The 11,812-nt window shown below is 43.9% G+C and carries 11 protein-coding genes and 1 pseudogene; 7 read left to right on the forward strand and 5 right to left on the reverse strand.

The window, feature by feature from the left end:
- Nucleotides 1-206: pseudogene (locus V7K53_RS05090) on the reverse strand (photosystem II D2 protein (photosystem q(a) protein)); the annotation flags it as partial.
- 919 nt (nucleotides 207-1,125) lie between these two features.
- Here V7K53_RS05090 and V7K53_RS05095 point away from each other — a divergent pair.
- The 5 genes from V7K53_RS05095 (at nucleotide 1,126) to ygfZ (ending at nucleotide 6,676) form a co-directional block, all read left to right on the forward strand.
- Complete coding sequence (locus tag V7K53_RS05095; RefSeq protein WP_335196541.1) at nucleotides 1,126-1,695, forward strand: photosystem I assembly protein Ycf4; 570 nt, start codon at nucleotides 1,126-1,128, stop codon at nucleotides 1,693-1,695.
- Nucleotides 1,696-1,905: 210 nt separating this feature from the next.
- Nucleotides 1,906-2,706 carry a peptidylprolyl isomerase gene (locus tag V7K53_RS05100; RefSeq protein ID WP_335196542.1) on the forward strand — a complete coding sequence of 267 codons (801 nt, stop codon included), beginning with the start codon at nucleotides 1,906-1,908 and terminating at the stop codon, nucleotides 2,704-2,706.
- A gap of 81 nt (nucleotides 2,707-2,787) precedes the next feature.
- Nucleotides 2,788-3,933, forward strand: coding sequence for a beta-ketoacyl-ACP synthase (locus tag V7K53_RS05105; protein ID WP_335196543.1), 1,146 nt, complete (start codon nucleotides 2,788-2,790; stop codon nucleotides 3,931-3,933).
- A 230-nt stretch (nucleotides 3,934-4,163) separates the two neighbouring features.
- The gene (locus tag V7K53_RS05110; protein ID WP_335196544.1) at nucleotides 4,164-5,453 is read left to right on the forward strand and encodes a Glu/Leu/Phe/Val family dehydrogenase; all 1,290 of its coding nucleotides are present in this window, start codon (nucleotides 4,164-4,166) and stop codon (nucleotides 5,451-5,453) included.
- A 227-nt stretch (nucleotides 5,454-5,680) separates the two neighbouring features.
- On the forward strand, nucleotides 5,681-6,676 hold the full coding sequence (ygfZ, locus tag V7K53_RS05115; protein WP_335196546.1) for a CAF17-like 4Fe-4S cluster assembly/insertion protein YgfZ: 996 nt from the start codon (nucleotides 5,681-5,683) through the stop codon (nucleotides 6,674-6,676).
- Nucleotides 6,677-6,681: 5 nt separating this feature from the next.
- On the opposite strand, the gene V7K53_RS05120 is transcribed toward ygfZ, so the two are convergent.
- The 4 genes from V7K53_RS05120 to V7K53_RS05135 all read right to left on the reverse strand — a co-directional run bounded on the left by V7K53_RS05120 (nucleotide 6,682) and on the right by V7K53_RS05135 (nucleotide 10,087).
- A complete protein-coding gene (locus V7K53_RS05120; RefSeq protein WP_335196547.1) occupies nucleotides 6,682-7,587 on the reverse strand; it encodes a DUF5331 domain-containing protein in 906 nt (301 codons plus the stop codon).
- Nucleotides 7,588-7,635: 48 nt separating this feature from the next.
- Nucleotides 7,636-7,974, reverse strand: coding sequence for a (2Fe-2S) ferredoxin domain-containing protein (locus tag V7K53_RS05125; RefSeq protein ID WP_335196551.1), 339 nt, complete (start codon nucleotides 7,972-7,974; stop codon nucleotides 7,636-7,638).
- A gap of 87 nt (nucleotides 7,975-8,061) precedes the next feature.
- A complete protein-coding gene (locus V7K53_RS05130) occupies nucleotides 8,062-9,036 on the reverse strand; it encodes a cysteine synthase A (protein ID WP_289797382.1) in 975 nt (324 codons plus the stop codon).
- Between the two features lie 148 nt (nucleotides 9,037-9,184).
- Nucleotides 9,185-10,087, reverse strand: a complete 903-nt coding sequence (locus tag V7K53_RS05135; protein ID WP_335196548.1) for a hypothetical protein — start codon at nucleotides 10,085-10,087, stop codon at nucleotides 9,185-9,187.
- 357 nt (nucleotides 10,088-10,444) lie between these two features.
- Between V7K53_RS05135 and mnmA the strand changes: the two genes are divergently transcribed.
- Nucleotides 10,445-11,500: a tRNA 2-thiouridine(34) synthase MnmA gene (gene mnmA, locus V7K53_RS05140; RefSeq protein WP_335196549.1), complete on the forward strand. Its 1,056-nt coding sequence runs from the start codon at nucleotides 10,445-10,447 to the stop codon at nucleotides 11,498-11,500.
- Between the two features lie 86 nt (nucleotides 11,501-11,586).
- Nucleotides 11,587-11,790 (forward strand): hypothetical protein, encoded by a 204-nt coding sequence (locus V7K53_RS05145; protein WP_335196550.1) that lies wholly within the window; start codon nucleotides 11,587-11,589, stop codon nucleotides 11,788-11,790.
- Nucleotides 11,791-11,812 lie beyond the last annotated feature (22 nt).

Here is an 11,812-nt window from a genome sequence, read left to right on the forward strand (position 1 = left end):
CCTTCTAAGTAGGAGGAGGCTAATCCGTGGGTGTACCAAGAGGTTACGAAGGTGGTGCCGGTCAGCCAACCGCCTAGTGCTAGGAAGGCGCAGGGAAATAATAGTATCCCTGACCAACCTACGAATACGAAGCGATCGCGCTTGAGCCAGTCGTCTAGAACGTCAAACCACCCTCTACTGGGGGCGCGTCCAACTGCGATGGTCATCGGACTAAAATCCTCTTTTTTTACTAAAATTGCAACGTTTCTAAGGTAGTACGGAAAGCCAATGTAACCGACTGCCGTGAGGAATTAACGTTTTTTTTGACAATCTCAACTGCTTTTAAGTAACTGAGATTCTGAGAGCTTACTGACTAGTTAAGTCATTATTTCTCAGGGTTATGACATTACACGTACCATCGGCTAGTAATCTAGCTTGTGGTAACTTAATGATTCTTAACTTATCACACTACTCAGGGTTTTTGCCTGATACACAGAAGCAAATTAGGCATGAAACACGAACCTTATAAATAATATGAATATCAGAAATTTTACAATTTGACACAACTTTTCTCAGAAATCTGAAAAAATTTAATGTAGATAGACGTAGGTAGATAACTAATTTCAAGAGGTCAAAAAGAGGCAGAGAGAGGGTAGCAGGGAATAAGAGGGTCAGAAGGGCAGGGAGAAAGAATTTTTATCAGTCATTGAGTAAAAAAATAGTACAACATTCCCTAAAAAATTATATCGGTAGCAGGAACATGGAAGGGCGCAGTTGAGTTTTTGTCAACGATGTTTGGTAAAATGCGGATAGTCACTTCGCCGCCACGGTCGTTAACACACCTCTGGAAAACCTATGTGAAACGTTAGACAAGGAGAAAGGAAGTTGGCATATCTTGACTAAATACAAATAGCCTAAGTGGTTTGTCCCGTAGTACAAGTAAGCCAGCATTATCCGGGACAGTAAAATTTGTAGGGTACAAAGTGAAAAATTCATAGTCTACGGCAGGGTTCCCGTGGACTTCAAACATAGCTCTGGGTGCCTCCTAAGCAATAGCCGGATTGGCACAGGAACCCACCACTCTATGCAAAAGCATTCAGTGTGCGAGTATGTGACAGCGAGTATCTCACGGGCAATGGTAGTTCAATGACGACATCAACAACGATTAACAAAGGCGATCGCCTCCTGCACCAAAATGTTCTCGGTTCTCGTCGGTTCAGTAACTACTGGTGGGCAACTATCGTTACCTTGGGAGCAAGCGGCTTTTTATTGTCTGGAATATCCAGTTATTTAAAAGTTAATTTACTCATAGTTTCCGATCCCACTCAACTAGTATTCGTCCCCCAAGGATTAGTGATGGGGTTATATGGTGCTGCTGGCTTGCTATTAGCCACATACCTGTGGCTAGTGATTTTATTGGATGTTGGAGGCGGTTACAACGAATTCGATCGGGAAACTGGCGCAATCAAAATTTTCCGTTGGGGATTTCCTGGCAAAAACCGCCGAATTCAGATTGATAGCCGCATAGAAGATGTTCAATCTGTAATAATCGACGTAAAGGAAGGTCTTAACCCCCGTCGTGCCCTTTATCTACGCATTAAGGGACGACGAGATATACCCTTAACACGGGTTGGGCAACCGTTATCTTTAACAGAGTTGGAAACAGAAGGCGCAAAGTTAGCTCGCTTTTTAGGAGTGTCATTAGAAGGACTTTAAGAGATTAGGGTACAGGGTACAGGGTACAGATTAATTCCCTATCACCTGTTAGCTGTCACCTCTCCCCTAACCCTAATGTCCCTCAAGAGGCTACATGGTACAGGGTATAGGGTACAGATTAATTCCTTATCACCTGTTAGCTGTCACCTCTCCCCTAATCTCAATGCCCCTCAAAACGATAAGATACTCTGGTTAAATCGGTAACAGGCAATGCGGTTAAAAATTTCACAATTTTTGTTTTCTCTTGTGATTATCAGTGCCTTGATGTTGGGAGGATGTTCAACACAGCAAGTCGCTTCTAATAGCTCTTCTCCAAACTCTACAGCTACCTCGACCACAAGCGAGGCAAGCACCAAGACAACTACTGAAGCAACATCTGTATCTCAAACTAGTAGTGAGAGTGTTCCTGGACTGGCAGATTTACCGCGCCTCGAAGGCAAGGCTACTGTGGTAATCACGGTTAAAGGTTCGCCGATTACTATTGAAGTAGACGGCACTGATGCCCCCATCACAGCTGGCAACTTCGTAGATTTAGTGCAAAAGGGTGTGTACGATGGTTTAGCTTTCCATCGAGTTGTACGCGAACCCCAACCCTTTGTAGTTCAAGGGGGCGATCCGCAAAGCAAAGACCCGAAAGTTCCAGCAGATAGACTGGGAACAGGTAGCTATATTGACCCAAAAACGGGAAATGCTCGTTACATACCTTTAGAAGTTAAGCCCAAAGGTTCAGATACTCCGATTTACAATAAACCATTTGATGCTACTGCTCAAGCTGTTGTATTGCCCCATAAACAGGGTGCAGTAGCAATGGCGCGATCGCAATCACCAGACTCTGCTTCTGCTCAGTTTTACTTTGCTTTAGCGGATCTAGCGTTTTTGGATGGTAACTACGCCGTGTTTGGCAATGTCACTCAAGGCTTTGATGTAGTAAACAAAATTCAGCAAGGCGATCGCATTGACTCCGCTAAAATCACTCAAGGTGCTGAAAACCTGAAAACACCCGGACAGTAGGAGAAAGAGGCAGGCTAGCAGGGGAGCAGGAAGATGAGGGAAAAGCTCTTAACTCCTCATTTTTAACTCCTAACTCCTAAATTGGTCAAAATTGTTGTTACTGGTATTGGTCTAGTTTCTGCCTTGGGTGGAAGCTTAGAGGATAGCTGGCAAAATTTAATCGCAGGTAAATCTGGAATTAGGTTACATCAACCATTTCCAGAATTTACACCATTTCCTCTAGGTTTAATTGGTCAACAACCATCTGAGTTGACAATGTTAACTCAGATGGTTGTTGCTTCTGCTTTACAAGATTCTGGGTTAGTTGCACCTTTAGCTGATTGTGCTGTAGTTATTGGATCGAGTCGCTCTTATCAAGCGTCTTGGGAGAAGTTGGCGCGGCAAATAAATAGTGACGCGAATCATTTCCCCATGTCCTCTTTTGGAAATTGGCTAGATACATTACCTCATATCAATGCGATCGCAGCTGCAAGGCAAATCGGTGCATCAGGGATAGTTTTGGCACCGATGGCAGCTTGTGCTACTGGAATTTGGTCTATTGCCCAAGCAGCTTTACTTATACAAACTGGGCAATGTCAACAAGCGATCGCAGGTGCAGTGGAAGCGCCGATTACACCCTTAACTTTAGCTGGGTTTCAGCAGATGGGTGCTTTGGCCAAAACTGGGGCTTATCCCTTTGATTTGCATCGAGAAGGCTTAGTATTGGGCGAAGGCGCGGCTGTGTTTGTCTTAGAATCAGCAGAGTTTGCAAAGCAGCGTCAAGCAAAAGTGTATGGTGAAATTCTCGGCTTCGGCTTAACTAACGACGCATATCATAGTAATTCACCAGAACCAGAAGGAAAAAGTGCGATCGCTGCCATCAAACAATGTCTAGAACGTAGTAGTCTGACACCAGACAATATTGATTACGTTCATGCTCATGGCACAGCTACCCAGCTAAATGACCAAATGGAAAGCATCGTAATCCAGCGTATGTTTCCTCAAGGCGTGGCAATTAGTTCCACCAAGGGAAGCACAGGTCATACACTAGGGTCATCTGGAGCTTTAGGTGTAGCTTTTTCTCTCATGGCATTAAGGCATCAAATATTACCGCCTTGTGTAGGATTGCAGCAACCAGAGTTTGATTTGGATTTAGTTACGGCAGCACGTCTCAGTAGAATTCGCCAGGTATTATGTTTAAGTTTTGGCTTTGGTGGGCAGAATGCTGCGATTGTCTTAGCAAGGTAAAAACTTGTGGGTTTAACTATCTGACCAACATAATATATTAATTTTTATTAAGGCACATACAGCTGCGCGTCTTTAGGAAAGGTGATTTTTGAATAAATTTCACATATCAGAATATAAAATATAAAACTGTAACAAAAACTACAAAAAAGCTTGTTTTCCTAAAAAAAAAGGATAAGCTTAGGTACAGATAATATCCGGTTCGCAAAGATACCGTGATTAGGAGAAAGTTTATGATTTCAAAATCCTCGTTGCTGTCAGAACCTGCTTCTCCAGCGCATATATGCCCCTTTGACCAAGCCTGTAGTTACTTAGAAGCGGCAGCTAAAGAATTAAATTTAAATCAGGGTTTGCTAGAAATTCTCAGCCACCCGCGTAAGGTTGTCACGGTTTCCATTCCTGTGAAGTTAGATGATGGAGAAATACAAGTTCTCGCTGGACATCGGGTACAGCACTCTGATGTCTTAGGTCCTTACAAGGGTGGAATTCGTTACCATCCGGCTGTGACATTGCGGGAAGTATCCGCTCTAGCAATGTTGATGACCTGGAAATGTGCCTTATTAGGTATTCCTTACGGTGGTGGGAAAGGTGGCATTGCTATAGATCCCAAACGCTACAGTGTTGGCGAATTAGAGCGAATCAGCCGCCGTTATATCAGCGAGTTGATTAAAGATATTGGGCCTTCCGTAGATATTCCTGCGCCAGATATGGGTACTTCCGCCCGTGAGATGGCTTGGATGATGGACACTTACTCTGTGAATGTCGGTCATGCTGTACCAGGAGTTGTAACTGGGAAACCCCTTTCGATTGGTGGTTCTCTGGGACGAGAAATGGCAACCGGACGCGGTGTGATGATTATCGTGCGTGAGGCACTGGCAGATATAGGTAAATCCTTGGCAGGAGTGCGAGTAGCTATTCAGGGTTTCGGTAATGTCGGCTGTGCCGCAGCAGAATTACTATATGAAGCAGGCGCGAAAATTATCGCTGTTTCAACTGGTGCTGGGGGAATATTCTCCGAAGTTGGTCTTGATATTCCCAAGTTAAAAGTCTACGCAGCTGAAAATCGCAAGAGTATTGTGGGTTTCCCGCAATCTGTACCAATTAGCAATGCAGATTTATTAACTCTACCCTGCGATGTCTTAATACCAGCGGCTTTGGAGAACCAAATCACTGAAGCAAATGTGAATCAAGTGCAGGCGCAGATTGTTGCAGAAGCAGCTAACGGCCCGGTTACTCTTGAGGCTAACTTGGCGTTAGAGGCGCGGGGTGTGACAGTGCTACCAGATATTTTGGCGAATGCTGGCGGTGTAGTAGTCAGTTATTTAGAGTGGGTGCAGGGTCTTTCTTACGTATTTTGGGATGAAGAGCGCGTCAACCGCGAAATGGAGCATTTGATGGTGCAAGCATACCGTAAGGTGATTCATCAGTCAGAGGTGCGCCAAATTTCTTTAAGGTTAGCAGCTTACACACTGGGAGTAGGTAGAGTGGCTCAAGCACTGACTGACAGGGGTCTTTATCCTTAAGATTGACGAAAGTTTTTGATTGAAGAATAATGCAGAATTCAGAATTCAGAATTGAATTCTGAATTCTATTTTGTTAAATACCAGCCTCATATCATGTCCAGTTAAAGACTTATTATTAAGACCGCAGAGGGGCAGAGGTGTAGAGGGGAGATGCATTGAAGCCATAAACGCTTATTTGCTAAGATTTCCAGTGCGACAACATTGAAACAGGGCAACTTCTCATCACCATGCCAACATCTACACTTGACGATAAAGACGCAGCAGCTATCCAAGCTGCCAGAGTTGGGGTTGCAATATGCGATCGCACCGCCTGGGGACGCATCAAAGTAGCTGGCGACGATCGCCTGAATTTCTTACACAACCAAAGTACTAACAATTTCCAAATACTCAAGCCAGGACAAGGTTGTGATACGGTTTTTGTCACTTCCACAGCCAGAACAATTGATTTAGTAACCGCCTACGTTAGAGAAGATGCAGTAATCTTGCTGGTTTCACCTAATCGTCGCCAGTTTTTGATGGAATGGCTGGATAAATATATTTTCTATGCAGATAAGGTGGAATTATCTGATATTACCCAATACACCAATACCTTCAGCCTGATTGGCCCAGGAAGCGATGCTGTTTTAGAAAAGTTGGGTATTGGCGAACTCATTGGCCAACCTTACGGTAGTCACCAAGTATACACGATCGCTCCAGCTGAGGGCGTGCGAATTGCTGTGGGTAGCGGGTTAGCGGCGCCCGGATACACCTTCACTTTCCCCTATACTGACAAAGAAACGGTATGGAACAAATTGTTAGAAGCTGGGGCAGTAGAGATGAGCGATCGCGCTTGGGATGCTTTGCGAATTTTACAAGGCCGCCCCGCCCCAGATGCGGAACTTACAGATGATTACAATCCTCTAGAAGTTGGCTTGTGGCAAACAATTTCTTTTACTAAAGGTTGCTATATTGGGCAAGAAACTATTGCTCGGTTAAACACATATAAAGGTGTAAAACAACACCTGTTGGGTATTCGTCTCAGTGCCCCTGTGGAAGTTGGAAGTGCGATCGCAGTTGGAGATGAAAAGGTCGGCAAACTTACTAGCTACACAGAAACATCTGATGGTTACTTTGGACTAGGTTACATTCGCACCAAAGCTGGTGGTGTAGGATTAAAAGTCAAAGTGGGAGAAACTGAGGGTGAAATAGTAGAAATTCCCTTTGTTTCTCACGAATATCCGTAAGTAATTCAAATAAAAATATCTTTCTCTTTCTCCCTAGCGCCGTAACAAAATTCATCTACCCAAGAAGCTATACTACGGGCATTTGTAGTTGGTAAATTCACTTTGCTTTTAACCTGTTGTGGTTGAATATTCGGTTCTTTGCCGTTGCTTTTAACCTCAGTAGTAATTGCTAGCGATCGCACTGCTTTGCCATTACTGTTAATCTCAGTGGTAATTGCCAGCAATGCGCCTACAGGGATTCGGTTAGATGGCGGGTTGCTTTTTACCTCAGTAGCCAACGCCCCAGATGGCATAGTTTTGGCTTTGGTGTTAACCTCAGCAGTCATTGTCATGGAAGTTCGGCGTTCAAGGGGCGGTTGTAGTGGTTGATATTCGCTTACAAAACTGGAGGCTGACGTTTTTGCCGGAGTATCTGGAGAAATTTTAGTAGCAAATGCAACTACCAACTCAGGTTTGCGTGTACCAACTACCTCAGCAGTCGCTGTAAATGATGGCACAAGTTTCTCAGGGCGTAGCAAGTTGGAGTCTAGAGTTTTGGTAAGAGAATTAGGCGCAATCTTGGTAAGATGTTTATCCTCAGAATAGTTTTGATCTAGCGGCTCGTTTTCAGCTTGGCTGGTAGCTAGAGAATGGTCTAATTTGATTAAACGTAACTCTTCATCGGGATTGAAGTTAAGACCTAAAGCAGCAACTATTTTATCTGGATCGTTATTCAGATCCAGCATAAAAGAAAGTATTTCATCAAACTGGGGCTCTAAAACAGACAGTGTTGCCAAAATAAAACCGGACAAAGGGCGGCGCAGACCATCGTAAGTGGCCCAAATTCGCATTTTGACCAGCCAGGAAATATTTTGCTTGTAGTAAATAAGCCACTTTTGTTTTAAGGATTGACGCAGCTGCTGGATATTCATTGGATGCCTCACTTCAGTCAAAAAGATTGCAGACCTAAATATTGTTAATTAGCTTTCTTTCTGGGGATGAAACCGATAATAGAGCATCTGTTTGACTCTTTCACCACCTAGCAAATGATTTTCTATTAGTAGAGATACTTCATCAGGGTGAACGCCGCTATACCAGACCATATCGGGTAATATCAGCACCATCGGCCCATTGCCACATTGTCCCAAACAGCTGCTAGCCGTTACAGTTACATCAGGGATTGGCAAAGCTGTAAAAGCTGCTAAAACCTTTGCTGAACCTTGCTTTTTACAAGTACGATTTTGACAAACCCGCACACATTTAGGAGAAGAGTCTCGATCTATTATCGGGAAGTCTGATGGTTGAGTAATGTTGGTCATTTGTCCTTTGTTATTTGTCATTTGTCATTTGCCAAAAGTCGGAAGTCGGAAGCTAATGACCAATGACTAATGACCAATGACTAATGACTAATCTATTGAAAGTCCTTTTGAGGCTAGCCATTCCGGGTTGAATATCCGTGACTGATACCGGGAACCACTATCACACAAGATGGTGACAATGGTATGTCCTGGTCCCAATTGCTTCGCTAAGGCAACAGCTGCCCCAACATTAATACCCGTTGAGCCGCCCATTAACAACCCATCTTTCCTCAGCAGTTGGTAAACTACTCGCAAAGCTTCTTGGTCATCGATTTGGATGGCATCATCAGCAGGTGCGCCTTCCATATTGGCTGTGACACGACCGTTACCGATGCCTTCAGTGATCGAATTTCCTTCTATTTTGATTTCGCCAGTTTTGACATAGCTATAAAGTCCACTACCCAGCGGATCGGCTACAACACATTTAATTGCTGGATTTTGTTCTTTTAAGTACAATGCTACACCAGCATAAGTACCACCAGTACCAGTTGCAGCTGTCCATACATCTATTTTACCATCTGTCTGCGTCCAAATTTCCGGCCCTGTGGTTTCGTAGTGGGCAAGGCGGTTGGCTAAATTATCAAACTGATTTGCCCAAATGGCATTTTCCAACTCAGCAGCTACTCTACCAGATAGCTTGACGTAGTTGTTAGGGTCTTTGTAGGGTACGGCGGGGACGGGACGAACTTCTGCTCCTAGTGCTGTCAGTGCGTCTATCTTTTCTTGTGACTGGGTATCGGGAATAATAATTAGGCATTTGTAGCCTTTGGCGTTGCAAATATGTGCTAGTCCAATGCCAGTATTACCAGCGGTTCCTTCTACAACAGTACCACCAGGTTTGAGTAGACCTTTCTTTTCCGCATCTTCGATGATGTAAAGTGCGGCGCGGTCTTTGACGGAACCCCCAGGATTGAGAAATTCTGCTTTCGCAAGGATTTCACACCCTGTTTCTTCGCTAAAACTGTTTAAGCGAATTAAAGGGGTATTGCCAACAGCGCCAACGAAGCCATTCTTTATATCCATTTTGACTGTACTTGTGTGAGTCTCTATAAAAATTTTGGCTTATAGCTGTAGCATGATTTACAACTGATTTGCCTAAAATTCTATGATACTTACATTGGAGCGCTTGCCGTTGGTGTACTTCCTATCTGACTCCTAACTCCCCACTTATTCACTTTCCGTAGTAAACTCTGGCATTACCGTATCCGAGCTTTCGCATATACCTGTTCCATTCCTCAGCTTGGAATCGATTGGGGAAAGGCCCGACTGCTACGTGTGGACCCCGTGGTTGCGTCCTTTCGAGGACTCCACCAGATCGTCCTAAATCTTGTGTCAATCCGCCTAGATTCTGCCTAACTTGTGCTGCGATCGCAGGTAACTGTTCGGAAGTGGTGGGAATGGCGACATAATATCTAGAGGCTCGCCTATTAGCATTTATATTATTGCGATCGTCTATATAGTTATAGTTGCCATTGTCTGCATTTATTTCCTGTCCGTTACCAAAGCTGATAATTCGGGCGTTATATATGCCTCGTGACTGTAGCTCATTCACCCGTTGTTGGGCGTTGGCTACTCTGTTAAAAACTCCTGACTGAATTACAGTTCGACCTTGGAACTGGCGAATGTAAGCACTGGGTTCAATCTGACGTATGGCTTGTAGTGTCTGGAAATCATTACCATCAACGTAAACTAAATAGCGCTCAAAGTTCTGGTTATATTGACTAAACTGTGAAGGTTGAGAGGGCTGAAAATTTTGCTCAAATCGATTATTCGGTAATGGTTGAGAGGGCTGAAAGTTCTGCTCAAATTGATTGTTCTGTAGTGGTTGAGAAGGCTGAAAATTCTGCTCAAATTGAGTGTTTTGTACTGGTTGGGTGGGCTGAAAGTTCACTTCCGGTTGATTGAAGTCCTCTGCTTGAATTGGCTGTTGACCAAAGGGAATTGGCGTTGGCGGTAAAATTTCACCAGTTTCTTGAGCTAGTAATACGTTGCTGTTGGAAATTTGTGCTTTTGCTGGGGTAGAGTCGGGAATCAGTACTAACCATCCTCCCACTAACAAAAAGAGAAGTCTCATAGTAGGCTTCCAACCCTTAGAACTTCGGCGCAGCGTCTGAAATGGGATAAATTGACTTGATATTCCTCTCGACAACATAATAGTTAGAAAGTAGTCACAGTATTTTTAAGTAATTTCCATCAGGAACTTATTAGTTCACCGTTGTAGCAACTATATAGCGTTAAGGTAAAGTTACCTCATCTGCGTGGCAAAACATACATCTGTAATTAATCTTAGATGAAAGAGTGAATAGCGATATCTAGGATGGGCTATGCCGACGCTAATTCAGTGACTTAAAACTGAAGCGCTTTAGTAGCAAGGCTTTGAAGAGTATATGCTACAATTGGACAACCACGCAGCTATCGTGTCGTGCTTTGTATGAAAAAAGTCGTCGTTGGTCTTTCTGGTGGCGTTGACAGTTCCACCGCCGCAGCTATCCTGCACCATCAGGGCTATGAAGTGATTGGTTTGACTCTTTGGCTAATGAAAGGCAAAGGTCAATGTTGCTCTGAAGGTATGATCGACGCGGCTGAACTCTGTGAACAACTGGGCGTTCCCCATCAGGTTGTGGATATTCGGGATCTGTTTCAGACGCATATTGTCGATTACCTGGTGACTGGTTACAGTGCTGGAATTACACCTTTGCCTTGCTCCCAGTGCAATAAAACGGTGAAGTTTGGGCCAATGGTGCAGTATGCTCGTGAAGAATTGGGATGCGATCGCATTGCCACTGGTCATTATGCCCGAATTAGCCATGACGAAGCAACTGGACGTTACCAATTATTAAGGGCTGTTGATCGTAACAAAGACCAGTCATACTTTCTCTATGATTTGTCTCAAGATTTACTTGCAGCAACTATATTTCCTTTGGGCGAACTGGAAAAAACTGACACGCGCCGGATTGCGACTGAATACGGACTGAAAACTGCTGATAAGCCAGAAAGTCAAGACTTATGCTTAGTGGAAAGTAACGGTTCCATGCGGGCATTTTTGGATAAATATTTAGCTCCCAAAACAGGCGATATTGTCGATGCTACGGGCAAAGTTTTGGGACAGCATGATGGTGTCCATCATTACACCATTGGCCAGCGCAAAGGCTTGGGGATTGCTGCTGCCGAACCGCTGTATGTGATTGAATTAGATGCAGAAAATAATAAAGTAGTAGTAGGCGATCGCACCAAGGTAACTCAGCCAGAATGCACTGTAAATCGGGTAAATTGGGTTTCCATTGCTGAACCATCCACCCCAATTCATGCCGAAGTGCAAATTCGTTATCGTTCAACGGCTACACCAGCGATGGTGATTCCTTTGGAAAACTCCCGTGTGCGTTTGGTGTTTGATGAACCTCAAATCAGTATCACCCCCGGACAAGCTGCGGTGTGGTATGACGGCGATAAAGTGTTAGGTGGCGGAATAATTGAACAGTTTAGTTAAAAATAACTCTTACCCTGTTTTGGCATAAACCAAAACCACCCTTCCTCGCTTGTCAGGAAGGGTATTTTTATTTTTAAATGGGATATATGCCGGAAGAACCTATCTCTGACCAGTTTTTGATACAGCTATTAGAAGCCTATACTTCTACAGAGGCGGCAGAGATTCAACAATACATCAGTGAGTGGGATGCTGCTACCTATACCAGTGTTGCCCAAAGTATCTTATACCAATTTAATATGAAGCTGCATATAATAGAGGGAAGCAAACTTGATAAATTTGAATACTCATGAGCCGTCCTTTTGAGATTGAAAT

The sequence above is a fragment of the Nostoc sp. genome (assembly GCF_036917355.1).
In the GTDB taxonomy this organism is placed as follows: Bacteria; Cyanobacteriota; Cyanobacteriia; order Cyanobacteriales; family Nostocaceae; genus Nostoc.